Consider the following 20,861-nt stretch of genomic DNA (forward strand, 5'->3'; position numbering starts at 1 on the left):
TTCAGAAAATTAAACGGTGTTTTTTCACACCTTATTTTCATTCGTTTACCCGATAAATTTTAAAAGAAAAAAGCCATACAAATGTATGACTTTTAGCTTATTGACGTCTCAATTTTCTCTTTCTCTACATATACTTTACGAAATTTCATATAACATCCAATACGCCAAGGTACTATATAACAAACCGCAAGAGTGTAGAAAAGAATGCCGATTGACTTTGGATCTAGACCTTGTAAATGTCTTCTAAAATAAGCACGTAAAAGAACGATAACTAAAAATGTAGCAATAAAAGCGATACTTTTTTTTGCATAAATTTGACCATCTTCTCTGACTTCATACCCACTTAAAATAATAAGTGGAATTGACAATAGCAGTCCGATCCCAGCAGCTATACAAATTTGCCAACCAGCAAGTTGTATCGGTGCTGCGTATAAAGAAAAACCTGGTAATAAGAAAAATAATGGCAATAGTAGTCGTCTTCCTTTATTATTAATTGGTCGATTCATAGAGCGCATGCGTCTAAATATAACGAGCCCTATGACGAGTAAAAAAATTGTAATACTGTAAGAACCTTGTTGCAAGTGAATCTCTCCCTAAAAATAGTCATTTTTAAAAATACTTCCCTATTATACTCCTAATTTTTCCAAAAATATGATTATTCCTTAAAAAAATCTTACATATCAAATATACTTTTAGGTTTGATTTACTATAGGAAACAATTCCGAAAGAGGAACTACTCTCCCCACCTCGTCTTTAAACACAATATGCTCTCTAGTTAAATGGCGCGGGCTCTTCACTCCCGCCGCTGCCGCTAATGAAAATAAACTATATCTCATACTAATAATATAATTCATGACTCGCCACTTCTTCTCATACGGATCTAACGCTTTTTGATAATGCGAATTCGTCGTGGCTACACCAGATGGACATTGGCCAGAATTACATTGAAGGGCCATAATACAGCCGCTTGCCATCATAAATCCGCGGGCTGAACTTACAGCATCCGCCCCAATCGCTAAAGCAATCGCTACTTTATCTGGTGTGATTAATTTACCCGATGCAAATACTTTAAACTTGTTACGAACACCATAATGGTTTGCTGTATCAATAAATGTAAGTAATGCTGGAATAAGCGGCAGTCCCATACAATCTGCCATCGATTTATACGTTGCCCCTGACCCGCCTTCTGAACCGTCTATTGTAATAAAATCTGGATAAATGTTTAGTTCTTTCATTGTTTTTATTAAATCTTCCAAAGGCTTCTGCTGACCAATTACAATTTTCATTCCAACTGGTTTACCGCCGCTTTCTTGCAACTGTTGAATAAAATAAAGTGTATCCGCTGCATTCTTTAAAAATGAAAATCGATTCGGTGAATTAATCGTCTCTCCCTTTCGGACGTTGCGAACAAACGCAATTTTCTCATTTACTTTTTGCCCCTCTAAATGACCACCACGTATTTTAGCACCTTGCCCAAATTTCAATTCGAATGCTCTAATATTACTTTCTTTCACTTTCTCCATGAATTTTCCCATTGAAAAATTACCGTCTTCATCACGGTATCCAAATAACCCTGGACCAATTTGCGCAACGATATTCGCTCCTGTATGTAAATGTTCTGGAATAACGCCACCTTCACCCGTATTAATCCACGACCCGCCTGCCATTTTTGCTCCAAGACCACTCGCTAAAATATAATTTTCTCCAATCGCACCATAAGAAGTCGCAGATGCACCAAACATGCCATGTAGCTTCCACGGATATTTACGGTTCTCACCGACTATAATTGCATCATCTTCTTCGTACAGCCAAAGATTCGTTGTATCCGCTGTCAATTTTTCTCTTCTTGAAAATAACCCTTCTTTATGAATCACGTACTTTTTACCTTCTCGCTCTTGCGTGAGATTCACACTTAATTCCTCCGTTAATATCGGAAATAATGTATTAGCAATATAATATCCAGAAGCTTCAAAATCTCGTTTTGATCCAAAACCAAGTATTTCAGAGCGATATTTCGCTAAAAACATAACACTTTGAAAATCATAACGTGAGAAAGGCTTTCCATCCGTATCATGATCAAACCAATATTGTCGAAATTCAGGCCCTATCTTTTCCAGTAAGTAGCGCATTCTTCCTAAGTACGGATGTAATTTTAAAATAGAATGATGTGTTCGTTTTTTTATAAAAAATGTAATGATAAAAAAGACGATTAAAAGCAACATTAAAAATAGTAATATACTAATAATAACGAGTAGCGTTTCACTCATCCCGCTTCCCCCTATGAAATTCCATAATAAAAAGAGAACACTAGATGTGTTCTCCTTTTATCTTTATTCATACTAACGTAACAAGATGCTCTTTCGCGTCATATTCAACTAAACTTTCAGCGTGTTTAATTCGATGAACAAAGTCTGGATTAGCAATTAACGGTCTTCCGAATGCCGCTACATCAATCGTTCCTTCTTGCAACGCTTCTTCGGCCTCTTTCGGATTTAAATTACCAACCCCAACAATCGTACCATCCCAATATTTTCTTACTAGTTGATGAAAATTCTTTCCGTCAGCAATCTCTTGGGTATAATTCATCGTTGAAGGATGGATCATCGTTAATCCAACCTCTTTAAACATATTTATGAACGTTTCAATTGCAAACTCAGGGTTTTCCCACATATAAGTAGGATTATCACCTTTGAAAGCAGAGAAACGAAGAAGTGTTTTATTAGCTCCAACAGCTTCTATTACAGCTGCCGTTACTTCTTTCATAAACGTTAACCTTTGTTTTAAATCACCGCCATATTTATCTGTTCGCTTATTCGCAAACTCATACGTAAATTGATCGATTAAATATCCGTGTGCACCGTGAATTTCTACTCCATCAAATCCAGCTTCGATCGCATTTTTCGCAGCTTGTGCGTATTGATCGATCACTTCTTGTATTTCTTCTAACGTCATTGCTTCTGGCATATCAAACGGTTTACGAAAGCGTGGAACATTTCCCTCTGCAGCGATAGCCGACGGCGCTTGTGGCATTTGACCACCAATTATTTCATGATGACTCATACGCCCAACATGCCATATTTGAGCAATAATCGTCCCGCCTTCTTTATGTACTGCCTCTGTAACAGGTTTCCAAGAATCGATTTGTTCTTGTGTATAAATACCTGGTACTCCTGGGTTTCCTTTTGCTCTCGGACTAATGACAATTCCTTCTGTAATAATTAGTCCAATTCCATCCGCAGCACGTTTTCTGTAGTACTCCACTACATCCGCACCAACTACTCCAGTCTCATTATCTGCAAAGCATCTTGTCATCGGTGCCATCGCTATACGATTACGAAGAGACCAAGCTCCAACTTGAATTGGATCAAACAACTTTGTTTCTTCAACGTTTTCAAAAAATCCCCCAGCATTTACATTTGTTCCTTCATAAATACTCGCTGCTTTATTACTTGAACTTGTCATTTTTCTTCCCCCTAAAAAATCTTACTATAATCGCATCATACTTACTTTTAGATAGTAACGTCAATTTTTACGACTTTAAAATAAAAAATTCGAATATTCAAAAAACAAAACGCTATAAATAATATTAAAAAGGTTTCCTTAGGAGGAAACCTTTTTTGTTGACCATATATGGCTGTCAATTCGTTTATCTCTTTAATAAAAAAGCACCTTATCAATAGAAGTGAAAATGGTTCAGTATTCTTCTAAAAATAATAACTTATATACCTAAAACAATGAAAGCCCTACCTCTCTTTCATCCTTACGGCTCCTCGTCCGTGCCAGTGTGAATCAGGATTGCAAAAATCAAGTAACTATTTTATCGAAGTATTCAATTAAACTTCGAACATTCATAAATGAAATTAAAAAATAAAAATGGATTTGATTGTAGTAATAACAATAGAGGTAATGCTCTAAAAGTGGTTTGAAAGAGTTGAATGTCTTTGAAATGATAAATTTTCTATAATTATGTTCCCAAAAAATTCAAGATCTTTTTTGGGATATAATACATTATTTGTAATGAACCTTAACAAAAGCTTTTTATCTGATTTTCTGTGATACCTTCAATTAATCCCAGTTCACTAATCAAAAATTCATATGCGTTATCTAACATCTTCTTTTCGCTTGCATTAAGTGCTTTTTCTTTCTGTATACGCATTAAATCACGCACAACTTCAGCACCTTCTTGCATTTTACCCGTCTTTATTTTATCAGTGTTCAATTTATACCTTTGTTTCCACGTAAGTAATCTATCTGATTCCCCATGTTGAAAAATATCCATTATGTGTGCTAATGCGGTTATATCCGTAACTGGACGTATATTCGAATTCAATATTCTCCCTGCTGGAATCATTAGTTCCATATTACTAGCCGACATTTTTATAACATAATACTGTTGTTTTTCTCCTGAGATTTCCTTCTCTTCTATGGCTTTAATTATACCTGCTCCCTGCATTGGATAAACAATGTTATCGCCAATTTGAAACAAATAATCCACCTCCATATATGGTAACCTTCTCAAGCTTAACATACTTTTAGTTTTTTAGCAAAATTTTTATTTTATCATAAAATTATTTTACACGTCAACACTTCAGAAGCAAGAAATTAAATTTACACAATAAACTATAAAAATCGCAATTCCATTAACGGTTCCACACACATTCATTCTCTTTTAATACAAAAACACATCACTACATTTAAGTAGTGATGTGTTTTTGTTAAGGCATAAATAAAGATCTACTTTTCCGTCTATATACTAACTTGTTTACTAACCGTTTCCCTCGCTAAAAGAAAACTCATAATCACTTGCGCTGCTACTCTACTCGTCATATCTCTGAAATCAAGAGTTGGATCAATCTCTACTATATCCATCCCTTGAACGAGCGGTTCTTTACCAAGGAATTCAATCGCATCTAGTAAAGTCGTACTATCCATTCCACCAGGCCCAATTGCTGGACAACCTGGTGCAAACGCTTGGTCTAGCACATCCATATCAAGAGAAATATAAATAGAAGTCACACCTTGATTTCTTAATAATTCAATACTTTCCGTGATAATATCTTTTATTTCTCGCTCTCGTACGTCTTTCATTGTATACACTGTTACACCATGCTCTATTGCATATTCATGGTACGCACGTGCATTAGAAAAATTACGAATTCCAATTTGAACAAGTTGTTTCCCTGTAATGACATCATTTTCTAGTAAACTACGGAATGGTGTACCATTTGACGGGCCTCCATCATCTAAATTACGTAAATCATGATGAGCATCAAATTGAATAATCCCGACCTTTCCTTTACTGTTTGCAAAGCCTGTTATACTCGGAAAACTAATCGAGTGGTCACCACCAAGAACGATTGGTATCATGTTCGGATTTACTTTCGTTACATGACCAACTGTTTTCGCAATTCGGTTATGACTTTCTTTTATATCCGTCACATGCATCGTAATATCGCCGCAATCATATAAGACACTTTCTTTCATATCGTGTTCTTCTGTAATTGCATATGTGCTGTATGCATCTAACATCGCACGAATTGTCTTTGGAGCAAAACTCGCTCCTGAATGACTAATAGATGGTTTAGAAAGGGGTGCTCCAATTAAGGCAGCACCGAATATTTCTACACCTTCCTCCCAATCTTTAATCATCTCACTCCATTTTGTCACTTCACGATCAATAAACTTTGCGTTTTTCTTTAAATAGTGGCCGTGCTCCACGATTGTTCACCTCTTGTATATGCAATATTACCATTCTTCCATACTGTATTCACATGACTTACGCCGTAATGATACGGTACGTAAGCATAATTGTAAGCATCCCATAAAACTAAATCTGCCTTACGACCAACTCTAATTTTCCCAGCTACATCACCACGGTTAATGGCATATGATGAGTTAACCGTTACGGCATTCCAAACTTCTTCTGGTGTCATTTTCAGTTTTAGCATCGCAATGCTCATAATAAGCTGAATATTTTCAGTTGGACAGCTACCTGGGTTAAAGTCTGTAGCTAACGCAACTGCAACACCTTCATCAATCATTTTACGACCACGAGCAAAGCTTTCTTTATTTAAATAGAAAGTTGTTCCTGGTAATAATGTTGCTACTGTATTCGAGTTTGCAAGCATTTCAATCCCTTTATCAGAAGCGCCAACTAGATGGTCTGCTGATGCTGCACCGATTTCTGCCGCTGCTTCCGCACCACCAAGAGGGTCGATTTCATCTGCATGAATTTTCACATCAAAGCCAAGCTCTTTCGCTTTTAATAAAAATTCTTTTGATTCTTCTACTGAGAACACACCTGTTTCACAGAAAATATCAACGAATTCCGCCAATTGTTTCTCTTTCATTTCTGGTAATAGGTCTAACATCCATTGTAAAAATTCTTTCGATCTACCTTTATATTCTTTCGGAACTGCATGAGCACCTAAAAATGTGGAAACTAAATCGATTGAATGCTCTTTTTGTAATTGTGCAGTTGCCTCTAATTGTTTCCATTCCGTCTCATCATCTAATCCGTAACCACTCTTCGCTTCTACAGTTGTAACGCCGAAAGATAGCATACGGTCTAAATGGAATTTCGCTTTTTGAACAAGTTCTTCTTTCGACGCCTGTTTCGTTGCATTTACAGTTGAAAGAATACCTCCGCCTTGTTCTAAAATTTCTAAGTACGGAACTCCTTGTAATTTTAGCGCAATTTCATTTTCACGAGATCCACCAAATACAAGATGGGTATGCGGATCAACAAGACCAGGAGAAACCATTTTCCCCCCGCAATCAATAACTTCTTTCGCTTGTAATCCTTTCGCTTCTTCCGCTGTTCCAACGAAAGTGATTACACCATTTTCAATTCCAACCGCACCGTTTTCGATAACAGGAAGCGTGTTCATCGCTTCTCGTCTTAACAAGCCATCTTCTTGATCCATTGTTAGTAATTGACCGATATTTATTAGTAAAGTGTCCAGCATGTTTTCTCCTCCTTATTTCATCATTGGAATGTTAACGCCTTTTTCTTTCGCAGTTTCCACAGCTAAGTCATATCCAGCATCCACGTGACGAACAACACCCATACCAGGGTCAGAAGTTAATACGCGCTCAATACGTTTTGCTGCTGCTTCTGTTCCATCTGCAACAATAACCATTCCAGCGTGAAGTGAATAACCCATACCAACGCCACCACCGTGGTGAACAGATACCCAGCTCGCACCGTTTACACTATTAATTAATGCATTTAAAATTGGCCAGTCAGCTACTGCATCACTACCGTCTTTCATCGCTTCTGTTTCACGGTTTGGAGATGCTACTGATCCGCAATCTAAATGGTCACGACCAATAACAATCGGTGCTGATAATTCACCATTTGCAACCATTTCATTAATGATGCGACCAAATTTCGCACGCTCACCGTAACCTAACCAACAAATACGTGATGGAAGTCCTTGGAACTCAACTTGTTGACGTGCCATACGAATCCAGTTACATAAATGTTCATTATCAGCGAACTCACGTAAAATTACTTCGTCTGTTTTATAAATATCTTCTGGATCACCAGAAAGTGCTACCCAGCGGAATGGCCCTTTTCCTTCACAGAATAATGGACGAATAAATGCTGGAACGAATCCTGGGAAATCGAAAGCATTTTTCAAACCTTCATCGAAAGCAACTTGGCGAATGTTATTTCCATAATCAAATGTAATTGCACCTTTTTCTTGCATCGCAAGCATCGCTTCCACATGTTTTGTCATACTTTCTTTTGATAATTGTACGTAACGTTCTGGATCTTTTTCACGAAGTTTCGCTGCTTCTTCTAATGTGTAACCTACTGGAATATAACCGTTTAATGGATCATGAGCAGATGTTTGATCTGTAACTAAATCTGGCGTAATATCACGCTTCACTAGTTCTGGTAAAATCTCTGCCGCATTTCCTAGCAAGCCAATTGAAATTGGTTCTTTCTTCTCTTTATACTCGTTCGCAACAGTTAATGCTTCTTCTAATGATTCTGTATACATGTCACAATATCTCTTTTCAATACGACGATCGATGCTACGCTTATCAACATCAATAGCAATGACAACACCGCCGTTCATCGTTACAGCAAGAGGTTGTGCACCACCCATACCACCTAAACCAGCAGTAAGTGTTAATGTACCTTTTAATGAACCGTCGAAATGTTGACGAGCTGCTTCACCAAATGTTTCATATGTTCCTTGTAGAATCCCTTGTGTTCCAATGTAAATCCAGCTACCAGCTGTCATTTGTCCGTACATCATAAGACCTTTTTTCTCTAGTTCTCGGAAGTGATCCCAGTTTGCCCATTTTGGTACTAAGTTTGAGTTCGCTAACAGAACGCGAGGTGCATCTTCATGTGATTTAAAAATGGCAACTGGTTTTCCTGATTGAACAAGTAACGTTTCATCGCTTTCTAACGTTTTTAATGAATCTACAATCGCCTGATAGCTTTCCCAGTTACGAGCTGCACGGCCAATTCCGCCATACACAACTAATTCTTCTGGTTTTTCAGCAACTTCCGGATCTAAATTGTTCATTAGCATACGAAGTGCAGCTTCTTGCACCCACCCTTTCGTTTGTAACTCTGTACCTCTTGGCGCGCGAATTGTTTGTTGTACTTTTTCCATTTCAATCTCTCCCTTTTCTCATTTTATAGTGCTGCGTTTACATCCAATCTTTCTTTTATCGAATAATTCGTTTTTAACCAATGTGCAATATTTTCAATATCCGTTGAGAAGATGCGATCATTTGTAATAGATGGTACTTGCTGACGCCCTTGATGGTAGAAGCTCTTCGTCACTGTACTCATGTTTTCAATTCCACGATATTCTGCCGCTTGCATCGCACAAATCATTTCAATTGAAAGAACACGTCTTACATTTTGAATAATTTGATGTGCATGACGTGAAGCAATTGTTCCCATACTTACGTGATCTTCTTGGTTAGCTGATGACGGGATTGAATCAACACTCGCTGGATGTGCTAACGTTTTATTTTCAGAAACTAGTGACGCTGCAGCATATTGCATAATCATTGCACCAGACTGAAGTCCTGGTTCTGGACTTAAAAATGGCGGTAAATCGTTTAACTGCGGATTTACTAAACGCTCAATACGACGCTCTGAAATGTTTGCAAGTTCCGCCATTCCTACTTTTAAGAAGTCCATCGCAAATGCAATCGGTTGACCATGGAAATTACCACCTGAAATTACTTTTTCCCCGCCATCAAAGATTAGCGGATTATCTGTTGCGGCATTCATTTCAATTTCTAATTTTTCTTTCACATAATTCAAAACTTGCCAAGAAGCACCGTGTACTTGCGGGATACAACGAAGTGAATAGGCATCCTGTACACGTAGTTCTCCTTGTTTTGTTGTTAACTTACTATCATGAAGAATGTCACGAATTCTGCTTGCTACATCCACTTGCTCTTTATAGCCACGTGCTTTATGAACATTTTCATCAAATGCATCAATAATGCCTTGTAACCCTTCAATTGTCATCGAAGCAATTAGTTCAGCTTGATACGCCGTTGCTTCTGCTTCTATATAAGAAAGAACTCCTTGTGCTGTCATCGCCTGCGTACCATTAATTAACGCAAGACCTTCTTTCGCTTCAAGTTCAATTGGCTCAAGCCCTTCTTCTGTAAGAGCAACCATTGCATGAACGCGTTTCCCTTTATAGAACACTTCACCTTCGCCTAATAATACGAGCGCAAGATGAGATAAAGGTGCTAAATCTCCACTTGCACCAAGTGAACCTTGTTGCGGAACGACTGGATGAATTTTACGATTTACAAACTCAAGAAGCATATTTACAACAAGCGGCCTTACGCCTGATACTCCTTTAAGCATCGTGTTCGCTCGTAAAATTAACATTCCGCGCGATACTTCTTCCGGGAATGGATCACCTATCCCACATGCATGTGACTGAATTAAATTATGTTGAAGTGCCTTTACATCATCTTTTTGGATAAGCACATCACTAAACTTTCCAAATCCAGTTGTAATACCGTAAACGACTTTTCCGTCCTCTACAATTTTCTCAACTACTTCGCGGCACTCCGCTACCTTTTGCATACTAGTTGGACAAGCTGTTACACCTTCTCCTTCCAGTAATAACCTCTTCATTTCTTCAACTGTCAATGTATGTCCTGTTAACGTAATCATCATTTTTCCTCCTTAAAAAGGCAAAAGGGGACCTTATCTTTTTAAGACAGACTTCTGTCCTAAAAAAGTAAGGCCCCCTTCTAACTAATAGACTATGGGCAAATCATATGTGATTAATTCCTAAACCAATCGCCTCATGCTCAGATCCTTTTACAGGTGCACCAATCGTTCCATATAATGCAACAGCAACCCATTCGCCTTCTTTTTTCCCGTCGTATGGTGTACCGCGCACAATCGCAAAACGAAGTCCTACTGTACGAAGAACGTCTGCTAACTGAATTTGACCTCTCGTCACTCCGTACAAAGCTTCCATAATTGCATGATAAAGTGCATGTGTTTCTCTGTAAACGTCTGTTTCAATAACTTGGTTGCTTTTAGCCGCTGTTTCCATTGCTGCGACAACCTTTTGCGAATTCATCGAACCCACTTTCCCCGTACAATACTTCCAACCTTTTGGAATGGATAATACAGGACTTTCATTCTCATCCGCAAGTGCCAACAGCATGGCCATACGACCAATTCGATGTGTTCCTTGAAGAAGCATGTGACTCTCTCATTTCTTTTGAATTATTTGAATATTACTTAATTTAAGAATATATGAAAACGGTTAAATCGTCAATAGTTTAAAATCATATTCAAACATTTTTTTCATCCCCCTAATTTTGTGTACACAAATGATTTACACAAAATTTCCAGACGTGCTATAGTCTCACTAACAGATGCAAAGGGGCGAAATTTCAGTGACAAAACGAAAAGATATTCATTTTCGAATTGAAGAGAAATTACTTGAAAGGTTTGAATCAGCACTCCATTACGAAGGTTTAAAGAAAACAGATGTATTAACACATGCAATCCAACAATTTTGCACAAAGGTGGAATGTGACAAAATGAATGATGTAAAACGACAATATAACGTTAGCAACCATTTACAAACACGCATCGACACACATACACATTACGAAGAAAAACACGTAGATTTAGATAAGATCGTCATTGAACATTTACACCTTCAAGGGGATGAAAACATATTAGAGGTTGGGTGCGCTAGTGGAAAATTCCTTTCCCTTTTACAAACAAATGGTCATAAAGGCCCATTAACCGGGTTTGATCAATCCGAAGCTATGCTTGCTGAAGCTGCTAAAATAAATAACTTAATAGAATGGAAACGAGGGGACGCTAGTAAACTTCCTTTCGAAACAAATTGTTATGACCTAATAATTGCAAGACATATGTTATACCATGTGAAAGATGTTGAAAAAACAATTCAAGGCTTTTATAAAGTCATTCGTTCTGGCGGAACACTTTTAGCTACAACAAATTCTAAAGTTTCATTACCTCGTATAGTTGAAATGTGTAACAACATGCTTGACGCATTTGATCTACCGAAAACATCACCAGCAGTCTCTCCATTTTGTTTAGAAAATGGTAAAGAGATAGTAGCATCTGCTTTTCCAACGGTTGAAGAAACAGTTATTCATAATGCGCTCGTTTTTCATCATGCTACCCCAATAGTAAACTATATTTCCAGCATGTTTCCATCGTTAAATATACCCGATAATATGTATCTTCAAGCCGAGATGAAAGAATGGCTAACAGAAGAAATCAACAAGGAATTATCGCTCCATAACGGTATATGGCGCGATCCAAAAACGTTAGTAATTTATCGGTGTAAAAAAGCTAGCATTTGCTAGCTTTTACACGTTTTCTCGTAAAAGTTTCTCCATTACTACATTGCCTTTACCACAATAAAAATCTGTATTATGTTCGTCTGCCACTCCAAAATAAGAGGCAATCGCTATTCCAAATGGTACAAATGCATGCCCTTGTGCTGTAATGATATTTGAGTGTTGCACAACTTCTTCATACACGAAATTTTCTACTGGAAAACAATCGAATTTTTGATAATCTATAGTCGCAGTATAAGAAATCCCTTTAAATAACCCTGCTTTTGCTAGCGCATACGGTCCAGCACAAATTGCCGCCACTAATTTTTCTTGTTCGTGAAATTGACGAATGACTGAAAAAAGAGATTTCGCATCTTTCAACTGTACTTCTTCTCCACCTGGAATAAGTACCCCCTCATACTCATCTACACGTACTTCACTTACTTCTATATGTGGTTGCACTTGCAAACCTGTTTCACTTATAATCAATTCTTTTGTTAAGCCCGCTGTAATGATTTCAAATTTATTTTTCAGCAACGCCGTCGCTACTGTTATTTCAAACTCCGCAAATGTTGGGTATACAAATAAAAGTATTTTTTTCATAGCCCTCTCTCCTTTAACCAGTCCATAAAATATACCTCTAAATCGTCAACTGTTAATCTATTTGTGTCCACATAAGTTACAGGAAATTGTTTATACCAGTCTTTTTCAGTTTCTGCTAATTTAAATTGCTCCTCAAATGTACTTCTGTTTCTTGTTCTATCATTATTTTTTCTATCATATACATTCTTTTTCGTAACATCTAAGTAAAAAATCACATCCGAACGGCATTCTCTTAATTTATATAATTCATCTTTCAATTCAGTTTCTATATCCCACTCTTCTCCTATAATCGTTGGATAAAAGAGTGTAAAAAACTCAATGTCTTCTGGTCCGCGATCAAAAATTACGACTGAATCTTTCACATTTTGAAACTCCTTTATTTTTGCTTCCATAAACATTTTTTGATTCATAATAAACCCTACTTTTGAATTCATATCTAAATTCAATTTTTTTCGCTTCTCTACAATTGGATATGGATTTTCATATATAACTCGAAACCCTCTCTTTTCTAACCTTTTTGCTAATGTTGTTTTTCCGCTAGCCATCGGCCCTTGCAGTGAAATTACGTATGTCACACCTCTCATTCCCTTACACTTTAGTACACCTATAATATACAGAATCTTGAAAACTCTCAACATTATATATATCATCTTGTTTCTTATTCTTATCTAACTTATAATGAAAAATAGAGATTATGACGGACGCATCAATAATGTAAGCTTGGAAATCCAAGCTTACATTATTTTTTGCTTTCCCTTTTCTAATAAAAAGAGTATACTAGATTAGAACGTATGTTCTTAATAATTACATACAGTAAGGAGATAGAACAATGGTATACGACACAAAAGCAATTTCTTGGAATGAATCTTTAAAACAACTTCAACGCCGCTATACAAACAAACAAGTTGACCGAAAAGAATTTGAGGATATTGAACTGATGGAATTCTTCCGCGATAACGACTACATTTCTTTACCTACACACATAAGCGGCCTATCAAAAACACGTTTTACTTCTTACTCTATTTTCACAACTGAAGATAAAGATCGTAAAGTTGGCACATTAATCATTGAATATGTAGAAGATGATAATAATAATTTACATGTGGAACAACTATACTTTGTTTAAATGATAACGCTTGGTCAAAATGACCAAGCGTTCTTGCTTTCTATGAATCTCACTGTATATAATATGAATAAAAGAAAACCGCTATCATTAAGGGGGGATATGCTTGCTCGAAGGATGGTTCAGTTGGTTCATTGTATTATGGACGGTTATTTTATTAGGGCTTATGTCTATCGGTGGATACTTTATGTTCAGAAAATTTTTAAAACGTTTACCAAAAGAAGACGGCATGTCCATTTTGGATTGGGAAGAACACTACATAAATAAAACGAGACATTTATGGGCTGACGAACAAAAACAATTGTTAGAAGAGCTTGTAAGTCCTGTTCCAGAACTATTTCGCGATGTTGCAAAATCAAAGATTGCTGGAAAAATCGGGGAACTTGCATTACAAGAAAATGCCTCTCAAATTACACAAGACTTAATTATTAAAGGATATATCATTGCCACACCAAAGCGTGATCATAAATTTTTAATTAAAAAACTACAAGAAAAAAAGATTGATTATTCTAACTATCGATCTTTACTCGCAAAGTAACTTCATATTATTTTCGATAAAAAAGACAGCGCCTTTGACGCTGTCTTTTTATTTGGTACATATACAGTTTTTAAGTTAGCTTCATATCTTTTTCATTATAAAAACCATCTTCTTTTTCCATTTCCTTTTGTAATTTCGTAAAGGAACGGTACATGGCAATTCTCCATGACACAATCATCGCGAACGCCAGTAAGAAGAACATGCCACTAAGTTGTCCTAAATCAAGAGATTGGCTTAAGTATGTTTTAAATACAATCCGCACGACAAGTAATCCAATTAATATAAAAACAAAGGCTTTTGAACGCTTCAAATAAATCTCTTGTCCTCTAATTTCAAATTTAGATGTTTTAATAAGAAAAATAGAGAAAAACAAACCGACGCCAATTGCTTCTAACATTTCCGCTGGAGTTAATCGAAATTCAGGAAAAACATACATCAATGCTCCCGTGCTCATAAAAAATGGCGGAAGTATAATTTTTTTCAATGTTGCAGGTTTCTTAGCTGCTTTTAAACGAATAAACATCGCACCGACAGCCATACAAACAGCAACGATACTTGATAAAAGAACTATGTTCATATTTTCTCATCCTTTTTTGTGGCTATATGCAAAATATACTTTCATTATATGCTTTTCCGTTAGTATTTCCAACATTTTCGCAGAATAATACTAAAAACCGGTAAAACCACCAAATAAACTTGAGAAATATACGATAATTTTCGTCATCCAGTTAAAGTATAGGAAGACCCCCATAACAATCATAATATATCCTCCGACTTTCATGAAGGCCATACTATTTCTTTTAATCCAAGACATTTTCGTAATAAAGAATGACAGTACGAAAAACGGGATAGCAAATCCAAGTATGTAAGCAATCATGTAAATCATTGCTGATTCTGGGTTTGTTGCTGCTAATCCAATTACCGACACTAGAATTGGTCCGGTACATGGCGTCCACCCTGCTGCAAAGGCTAATCCAATTAGTACTGATCCAAAATAGCCACTTGGACGATTTTTAAATGTAAATTTACGGTCTTGCATTAAAAATTTCGGCTTAAACACCCCGACAATAATTAAGCCGAACACGATGATAAATATACCACCTAACTGTCTGATTAAATCTTTATAGTCAGTAAAGATTCCTCCAATAAAACTTGTACCAAATCCAATTGCAATAAATATAATTGAAAATCCAAGTAAGAAAAACGCTGTATGTATCATACTTCTTTTGCGAAGCATTGCATTTTCTTCTTTCAATTCAGAAACCGACATACCTGTTATGTACGATAAAAATGCCGGATAAAGCGGTAAGCAACATGGGGAAATAAATGATAAGAACCCGGCGCCAAACGCTAAAAAAATACTAATATCTTGCATCATTCCACTCCTCTCCCTAAATATTGTAACAAAAACACATAAAAATACTATGAACAATTCGTGAAATCACTTTTACAACGTGGCAATAAGAAAAAAGTACTTCCTCACAGTTTCTAATAAAACGTTTTCATTTCCTTCTATTATATAGAAAAAACTCAAATGGATTATGAAACTCCTTTAATTGTCATTACCATAACAAAGGTAACATAGTTTCTCAAATAATTAGCACGTTACTAGTACGTCTATATACATATTGGTTTAAAAAATATTTTTTTCAAATGCTGGCTCTATACAATGCAAAGTTGATTTTATAATACTTCTACTATTAATAATTTCAAGATTATGCATAAATATCATACTTTTATTATTATTCTATAAAATGTCATACTTTTCTTTCATTTGACCCTTTATTTCTAATTTTGTATACTTCCCTCTAGTTATATATTTTCGATACGGAACAACTTCATATAGATGGGAGGAATTTTTCATGCTTCGTTATTCTCTTTTAGTTTTATTAGGAGCGTGTAGTTATGGAATTTTAGCTATTTTTGTTAAGCTTGCATATGCAGAAGGATTTTCACTTGGAGAGGTAATTGGCAGCCAATATTTGTTCGGTTGGATTATTTTGCTTGCTATTACACTTCTATTTTCTAGACATCGCGTTCCTTTAAAGCAAGCATTACTTTTATTCGTTGCAGGAACATCTGCAAGTTTTACCGGAATTTTTTATTATGCTTCATTAAAAACTGTACCAGCTTCTATTGCAATTATTCTTTTATTCCAATTTGTTTGGGTCGGAATTATCATTGAAGCAGTCGCAACAAAAACATTACCTTCAAGAGAAAAAGTTATTTCTGTTATTTTCTTACTTGTAGGGACATTTTTATCAAGTGGTTTACTTGAACAATCAGCAGGTGCTTTCGATACGACTGGGATCATTTTAGGTTTATTATCTGCTGTTACATTCGCAACATACATTTTCGTGAGCGGAAAAGTTGCTGTTGAAGTACCTTCATTACCGCGCGGTGTTCTCTTAATGACTGGTGCTTTAACTTTAGTCATGATTGTATTCCCACCAACATTTATTTTTAATGGTGCCATTTCTCAAGGTCTTTGGAAATACGGTTTAGGATTAGGAACATTTAGTATCGTAATTCCATCTATTGCCTTTACAATCGGTATTCCAAAAATCGGTTCTGGCTTAGCAACTATTCTTGGTGCAGCGGAACTACCAGTTACAACAATTATGTCCGTATTCGTTTTAAAAGAGGCTGTACTATCTTCACAATGGTTCGGTGTATCACTTATTTTAATCGGGATTGCAATCCCGCAAATTGCATACGCAATGCGTGGACGTTATCGTAAACATCATACGCATAAAAAAGTCGCAGCATAAAGTGAAACTTTAATTAGTTGAACCAATCGGACTGCCCATTAATACGGGATAAACGAGAGAGGATTTTCATTTGAGAATCCTCTCTTTTATTGTTGTATACTTATGATAAATATTTTGCTGAAGAAAGAAGGCATACTACATGGTATCTATTTCAAATCAACTAAAAGAAAAACTTATTTCCATCCGTCGACATTTACATGAGTATCCAGAACTATCATATGAAGAGTTCGAAACAACAAAAGCAATAAAAAATTGGTTAGAAGAAAAAAACATTACTATCATTGACTCCAATTTAGAAACAGGAATTATCGCTGAAGTGTCTGGTAATAAAAACGGGCCAATTGTAGCAGTTCGTGCTGATATTGATGCCCTTCCTATTCAAGAAGAAACACATTTGTCCTATGCATCTAAAGTACGAGGGAAAATGCATGCTTGTGGACACGATTTTCATACAGCTGCCATTTTAGGTACTGCTTTCTTATTAAAAGAAAGAGAATCTTCCCTAAATGGAACGGTTCGCTTCATATTCCAACCAGCTGAAGAAAGTAGTAATGGCGCTTGCAAAGTTATTGATGCTGGACATTTACGTAATGTGCAAGCGATTTTCGGCATGCATAATAAACCTGATTTACCAGTAGGTACAATTGGCATTAAAGATGGTCCACTGATGGCTGGAGTTGATCGATTTGAAATTGAAATTCACGGAGTTGGTACACACGCGGCTGTACCAGATGCTGGCGTAGATCCTATTGTTGCATCCTCTCAAATTGTGATGGCACTGCAAACAATTGTAAGCCGAAATATAAGTTCATCTCATAATGCAGTTGTTAGTGTTACAAATATTCACGCAGGAAATACGTGGAACGTGATTCCTGAAAAAGCTACGTTAGAAGGAACGATTCGCACGTTCCAAGCTGAAACACGTGAAAAGATTCCAGCACTCATGGAGCGTATTATTAAAGGTGTATCTGATGCATTAGGTGTAAAAACGAAATTCCGTTTTTATTCAGGTCCTCCTGCTGTTCACAACGATAAAGCTCTTACAGACTTATCTACTCAAGTTGCCACAAAGATGAATCTTAATATCATCTCGCCTAGTCTATCAATGGCTGGAGAAGATTTCTCATTTTACCAACAGGAAATACCAGGTTCATTCGTCTTTATGGGAACGAGCGGTACACATGAATGGCATCATCCTGCTTTTACAATTAATGAAGAGGCACTGCCTATAAGTGCAGAATACTTTGCTTTACTAGCCGAAAGAGCACTTAAACAATTCTCATAAAAAAAAGCCGTTCAAAGTGCATCTCAGCACCCTGAACGGCTTTTCTTATTAAGTTAAATCACGTTTTAAAAACACAGTATATGAAATACATAAAAATACGAACAAATAAAGTAGCAACATACATGATGCAAACGGGAATGTTACTCCATCAATAAAACTTCCGTTCTTTGAAATACTATATAAATCTGTGTTTGCTGGCAATAAATATTTCGCCCAGTTATATCTAGTGGCTGCTAATAACGCAATATTGCCTGATAAAGCAAGGAATAGTGAAATACCAATTGCACCTCCACTAGATCTCGTTAACACAGAAATCATAAATGCAAACGATGCGTACACAACCGTTGGTAACCACGATAAAACATAATATTTACTTGCTTCTACAAAAATGTTTTGTTTTATTATATTTCCATCTTGGAAAATAAACTCACTCCATGCAGGCTGTTGGAATTTATAAATAACAAGTCCACATAAAGCGGAGAAGATCATATTAAATATAAATAATAAAGCTGCAAATATAACGATTGCTAAAAATTTTGCTGTTAAAATTTTAAAGCGACTCGCTGGTCGTATCGTTAAAAATTTATATGTTCCCCAGCTATATTCATTCGCAAAAATTGTACTTGCATACACGAGGATAAATGGGAGCAAAATTGGAAATACGATAAAACCTGTATCTCTCATGAAAGAAAGTGGAGAACTGCTTGCCGGTGCTGTATCCGTATCTAAATGCTTCATCTTAAGCTGGTATTCTTTTACAAGCTCATCCCCTGATTTTTCTGCTAAAATATCTTCTTTTTTCATGCCAAGCTTTTTCTCAATTTCTACAGTTCGTTCTGTATAATCTACTTTCCATCCTTTTGTTTCCGGTTCAAAATACTTTACCGTAACCCATCCTAATCCGATTATTAATACTGCAATAACTGCAAATGGAATAATCGTTCGCTTCCGCTTAAATATTTTATACAGTTCGTTATATACTAAATTAAACAATATCTTTTCCCCCTGTTAATTCTAAAAATTGCTCTTCTAACGTTTTTCTTTCTTCATATACACGATACACTTGAATATTTTTCTCAAGCAATGTACGAATAACATTTGGGATTTCTTCATCTTTTACATTAATAAGTAATTCATTATCTTTTACTAAAACATCATGCCCTAATATTTCTGCTGCTTTATTCGCATCATCTACACGTATACGGATCGTCTCCATCTCTTCGCTTTGGCTATGCTGAATATTTTGCGTAGCCACATATTCCCCGTGCTGAATAATGATAACTCTGTCACACATTAATTCAACTTCTGAAAGTAAGTGACTTGATACAAGTACAGCTTTTCCTTGTTCATGTGCAATTTTTTTTATGTACATTCTCATTTCATGTATTCCACTAGGGTCTAATCCATTTGTCGGTTCATCTAGTATCAACACGTCTGGATCGTGAATAAGTGCCTGAGCGATTCCTAAACGTTGTCTCATGCCGAGTGAATACGCTTTTACTTTGCGATCAATTACTTGTCCCATCCCTAACAATTTCACTACTTCATCGATACGTTCTTCGGTCACATTACCATTCATTCGTCCGAAATATGTTAAATTTTCATAGCCGCTCAAAAAAGGATAAAATTCAGGTGTCTCAATTACCGCTCCAATTTTCGCAGCTGTTTTTTCGAATTGCTGTTTCACAGATTGACCATCAATCCATACTTCACCTTCTGTCATACGGATCATACCAACCATCATTCTCATTAAAGTCGTTTTTCCAGCACCGTTTGGTCCGAGTAAACCGACAACCTCGCCTTTTTTCACTTCAAAACTAATATTTTGTACAAGTGTCTTTGATCCGATTCGCTTCGTTAACCGATCGACTTTTACAATTGATTGTTCATTTGTCATTCTATACAACCTTTCCTTCCCATTCTTTGTCAGGTCTTTTCACTGTAACATGATTATTTTTATGTGTAAAATGGAAAAAGGCATGATTTCTCATGCCTTTTTCTTGAAATGCAACGAATTTTTATCTTGTAAACTTTGAACAAATCGAAAACATTGCACCATCGATAATAGAAGGATAACAATCATAATTATACTCACTACTACTATTGCATATATTGTAATCGGTGCACTATTTATCCCTTGTATTCCTGCTATTCTTATAAAAATAATCGTAAATAATTTTAAAAATAACATCCCATTAACTAATCCAAAAACAAACGCTGCTCCATAAATGAATAATTGCTCCTGACATAATAAACATAGTACTTCTTTTCTTTTTATATTTTCTGCTACATAAGATGTAAACTCCTCTCTCCTCACTAGCAAAAGGGAGTACATCATTTTATATGTAGTAAAAATACATATGAAAATTAGTACAATAAACAGTGTGTAAAAATACATTTGAAATACAAATGCATCCCCTACTTTCAAAATAGCTCCTTCATTAAATTGTAACGATATCATAAAAAACAAAATCATAATACTCATAGCAATCCACATAAATTGCTTCATCCTTTTGGTAGCAAATGTTCTTATATTTTTTCTCGCTAACCGACATAAAGACATAAAATTCTTCCCCTACCTTATTACATACGCATTCTATACTACTAGTGTATAAAAATATGACATTTTAAACATCGCACTACAATCGGAATTTCTTCTAAGTCTTTAGTCCTAGAAAACGAAATGATAAAAAATCA

At 36.0% G+C, this 20,861-nt stretch carries 21 protein-coding genes and 1 pseudogene; 5 read left to right on the forward strand and 17 right to left on the reverse strand.

Annotation, left to right across the window (positions count from 1 at the left end):
- Positions 1-92: 92 nt before the first annotated feature.
- From MR112_RS24360 to hutP, 9 genes are all read right to left on the reverse strand, one after another.
- Positions 93-581, reverse strand: a complete 489-nt coding sequence (locus tag MR112_RS24360; protein ID WP_001183921.1) for a CcdC family protein — start codon at positions 579-581, stop codon at positions 93-95.
- 111 nt (positions 582-692) lie between these two features.
- On the reverse strand, positions 693-2,267 hold the full coding sequence (locus MR112_RS24365) for a glutamate synthase-related protein (protein WP_242245518.1): 1,575 nt from the start codon (positions 2,265-2,267) through the stop codon (positions 693-695).
- A 67-nt stretch (positions 2,268-2,334) separates the two neighbouring features.
- The gene (locus MR112_RS24370) at positions 2,335-3,462 is read right to left on the reverse strand and encodes an alkene reductase (protein WP_000204580.1); all 1,128 of its coding nucleotides are present in this window, start codon (positions 3,460-3,462) and stop codon (positions 2,335-2,337) included.
- A gap of 562 nt (positions 3,463-4,024) precedes the next feature.
- Positions 4,025-4,486, reverse strand: coding sequence for a CarD family transcriptional regulator (locus tag MR112_RS24375; protein ID WP_170317877.1), 462 nt, complete (start codon positions 4,484-4,486; stop codon positions 4,025-4,027).
- Between the two features lie 260 nt (positions 4,487-4,746).
- Positions 4,747-5,718, reverse strand: a complete 972-nt coding sequence (gene hutG / locus MR112_RS24380) for a formimidoylglutamase (protein WP_000399838.1) — start codon at positions 5,716-5,718, stop codon at positions 4,747-4,749.
- On the reverse strand, positions 5,697-6,968 hold the full coding sequence (gene hutI, locus MR112_RS24385; RefSeq protein WP_000887531.1) for an imidazolonepropionase: 1,272 nt from the start codon (positions 6,966-6,968) through the stop codon (positions 5,697-5,699). The genes hutG and hutI overlap by 22 nt, the downstream gene beginning before the upstream one ends.
- A gap of 12 nt (positions 6,969-6,980) precedes the next feature.
- Complete coding sequence (hutU, locus tag MR112_RS24390) at positions 6,981-8,639, reverse strand: urocanate hydratase (RefSeq protein WP_000416944.1); 1,659 nt, start codon at positions 8,637-8,639, stop codon at positions 6,981-6,983.
- Positions 8,640-8,662: 23 nt separating this feature from the next.
- A complete protein-coding gene (gene hutH, locus MR112_RS24395; RefSeq protein WP_000631874.1) occupies positions 8,663-10,180 on the reverse strand; it encodes a histidine ammonia-lyase in 1,518 nt (505 codons plus the stop codon).
- A 103-nt stretch (positions 10,181-10,283) separates the two neighbouring features.
- Positions 10,284-10,724, reverse strand: coding sequence for a hut operon transcriptional regulator HutP (gene hutP / locus MR112_RS24400; protein ID WP_000926516.1), 441 nt, complete (start codon positions 10,722-10,724; stop codon positions 10,284-10,286).
- A 196-nt stretch (positions 10,725-10,920) separates the two neighbouring features.
- Between hutP and MR112_RS24405 the strand changes: the two genes are divergently transcribed.
- Complete coding sequence (locus MR112_RS24405) at positions 10,921-11,871, forward strand: class I SAM-dependent methyltransferase (protein WP_000166759.1); 951 nt, start codon at positions 10,921-10,923, stop codon at positions 11,869-11,871.
- Positions 11,872-11,874: 3 nt separating this feature from the next.
- Here MR112_RS24405 and MR112_RS24410 read toward each other — a convergent pair whose 3' ends face one another.
- Positions 11,875-12,447, reverse strand: coding sequence for a DJ-1/PfpI family protein (locus tag MR112_RS24410; protein ID WP_000722200.1), 573 nt, complete (start codon positions 12,445-12,447; stop codon positions 11,875-11,877).
- Positions 12,444-13,031 (reverse strand): AAA family ATPase, encoded by a 588-nt coding sequence (locus tag MR112_RS24415; RefSeq protein WP_002041639.1) that lies wholly within the window; start codon positions 13,029-13,031, stop codon positions 12,444-12,446. Before MR112_RS24415 ends, MR112_RS24410 begins: the two co-directional genes overlap by 4 nt.
- A 245-nt stretch (positions 13,032-13,276) precedes the next feature.
- Here MR112_RS24415 and MR112_RS24420 point away from each other — a divergent pair, with 245 nt between their 5' ends.
- Positions 13,277-13,573, forward strand: coding sequence for a hypothetical protein (locus tag MR112_RS24420; RefSeq protein WP_000262401.1), 297 nt, complete (start codon positions 13,277-13,279; stop codon positions 13,571-13,573).
- Positions 13,574-13,676: 103 nt separating this feature from the next.
- Positions 13,677-14,108, forward strand: a complete 432-nt coding sequence (locus MR112_RS24425; protein WP_000889373.1) for a DUF2621 domain-containing protein — start codon at positions 13,677-13,679, stop codon at positions 14,106-14,108.
- Between the two features lie 70 nt (positions 14,109-14,178).
- Here the strand turns inward: MR112_RS24425 and MR112_RS24430 are convergent, their stop codons facing one another.
- The 3 genes and pseudogenes from MR112_RS24430 to MR112_RS29000 form a co-directional block, all read right to left on the reverse strand.
- Entirely contained in the window at positions 14,179-14,685 is a 507-nt protein-coding gene (locus MR112_RS24430) for a CcdC family protein (RefSeq protein ID WP_001028439.1), read from the reverse strand.
- Positions 14,686-14,775: 90 nt separating this feature from the next.
- Positions 14,776-15,483 carry a cytochrome c-type biogenesis protein CcdA gene (ccdA, locus tag MR112_RS24435; protein ID WP_001152676.1) on the reverse strand — a complete coding sequence of 236 codons (708 nt, stop codon included), beginning with the start codon at positions 15,481-15,483 and terminating at the stop codon, positions 14,776-14,778.
- 16 nt (positions 15,484-15,499) lie between these two features.
- Positions 15,500-15,648: pseudogene (locus MR112_RS29000) on the reverse strand (peptidase T).
- Between the two features lie 322 nt (positions 15,649-15,970).
- Here MR112_RS29000 and MR112_RS24440 point away from each other — a divergent pair.
- Both MR112_RS24440 and MR112_RS24445 read left to right on the forward strand, forming a co-directional pair.
- Positions 15,971-16,879, forward strand: a complete 909-nt coding sequence (locus MR112_RS24440) for an EamA family transporter (RefSeq protein ID WP_000947043.1) — start codon at positions 15,971-15,973, stop codon at positions 16,877-16,879.
- A gap of 139 nt (positions 16,880-17,018) precedes the next feature.
- The gene (locus tag MR112_RS24445) at positions 17,019-18,164 is read left to right on the forward strand and encodes a M20 peptidase aminoacylase family protein (protein WP_000253675.1); all 1,146 of its coding nucleotides are present in this window, start codon (positions 17,019-17,021) and stop codon (positions 18,162-18,164) included.
- Between the two features lie 48 nt (positions 18,165-18,212).
- On the opposite strand, the gene MR112_RS24450 is transcribed toward MR112_RS24445, so the two are convergent.
- From MR112_RS24450 to MR112_RS24460, 3 genes are all read right to left on the reverse strand, one after another.
- The gene (locus tag MR112_RS24450; protein ID WP_242245519.1) at positions 18,213-19,157 is read right to left on the reverse strand and encodes an ABC transporter permease; all 945 of its coding nucleotides are present in this window, start codon (positions 19,155-19,157) and stop codon (positions 18,213-18,215) included.
- Positions 19,150-20,061: an ABC transporter ATP-binding protein gene (locus MR112_RS24455; protein ID WP_000180622.1), complete on the reverse strand. Its 912-nt coding sequence runs from the start codon at positions 20,059-20,061 to the stop codon at positions 19,150-19,152. Before MR112_RS24455 ends, MR112_RS24450 begins: the two co-directional genes overlap by 8 nt.
- A 90-nt stretch (positions 20,062-20,151) precedes the next feature.
- Complete coding sequence (locus MR112_RS24460) at positions 20,152-20,727, reverse strand: ABC transporter permease (protein ID WP_000050617.1); 576 nt, start codon at positions 20,725-20,727, stop codon at positions 20,152-20,154.
- Between the last annotated feature and the right edge of the window lie 134 nt (positions 20,728-20,861).

This window comes from Bacillus cereus group sp. BfR-BA-01330 (genome assembly GCF_022663885.1).
Lineage (GTDB): Bacteria > Bacillota > Bacilli > Bacillales > Bacillaceae_G > Bacillus_A > Bacillus_A cereus.